Raw genomic sequence first — 876 nt, forward strand, 5'->3', positions numbered from 1 at the left:
ACTCATGTATTAACCATGGGTGGCTTGGTAGAACAGCAGCTTTCGTATGCTATTCAAGCCTTGCATAAAGAAGACATTGAGCTCGCGCGAAAGGTTGTGCGTGACGATCATAAAGTGAATGCAATGGAAGTATCGATTGATGACGCGTGTACTCGAATCATCGCCAAACGTCAGCCGACTGCGAAAGATTTGCGCTTGATTATGGCGATCATCAAGACCATTACTGATCTTGAACGCATTGGGGATGTCGCGACACGCATTGCTTATGTCGCTATCGAAAGCCCGTCATCGAAAGAACGCCAATTCCAAGTTTCATTAGAACCTCTCTGCCGTCAGGCGATTCAAATGTTGCATCAGGTTTTGGATGCATTCGCTCGTATGGATGTTGAAGCCGCAGCAGAGGTTCACAAACTCGATGATAAGCTGGATGCCGAATACGAAGCAGTGATCCGTCAGCTCATGACTTACATGATGGAAGACCCAAAAAATATTCCGCATATTCTTCAGGTGATGTGGTCTGCTCGCGCTATTGAACGAGTAGGGGATCGTTGCCAAAACATTTGTGAATACATTATTTACTTTGTGAAAGGTAAGGACGTTCGTCACCTTGGTGATCAAAGCCTTGTTGATGTGTTGAAGTAATGCTTAGTATGAATGAAAAAGACCAGTGAACGCTGGTCTTTTGGATCTTAGAAGCCGAGATCAGTACTTATCCGGTACAAACGTTTGATCGTCTATTGGCGCTCTGACGTAGCCCTCTTTATTGATCTCTGGTAACTCAATTGGTGGGTACTCTAGCGCTTTATATTCAATTTGACTGAGTAGATGACTAATGCAATTTAAGCGCGCTTTTTGTTTTGAATCTGAAGGTACAAC

Annotated in this window: 1 protein-coding gene and 1 pseudogene; one reads left to right on the forward strand and one right to left on the reverse strand. The window is 44.1% G+C overall.

The window, feature by feature from the left end; all coding sequences use genetic code 11:
* A partial coding sequence (phoU, locus tag R8N49_RS25840; protein WP_318190297.1) for a phosphate signaling complex protein PhoU occupies positions 1 to 642 on the forward strand: 642 nt, incomplete at its 5' end.
* Positions 643 to 702: 60 nt separating this feature from the next.
* On the opposite strand, the pseudogene R8N49_RS25845 reads toward phoU, so the two are convergent.
* Positions 703 to 876 (reverse strand): annotated as a pseudogene (locus R8N49_RS25845) (polyphosphate kinase 2); the annotation flags it as partial.

Source organism: Vibrio sp. 1978 (assembly GCF_033344345.1).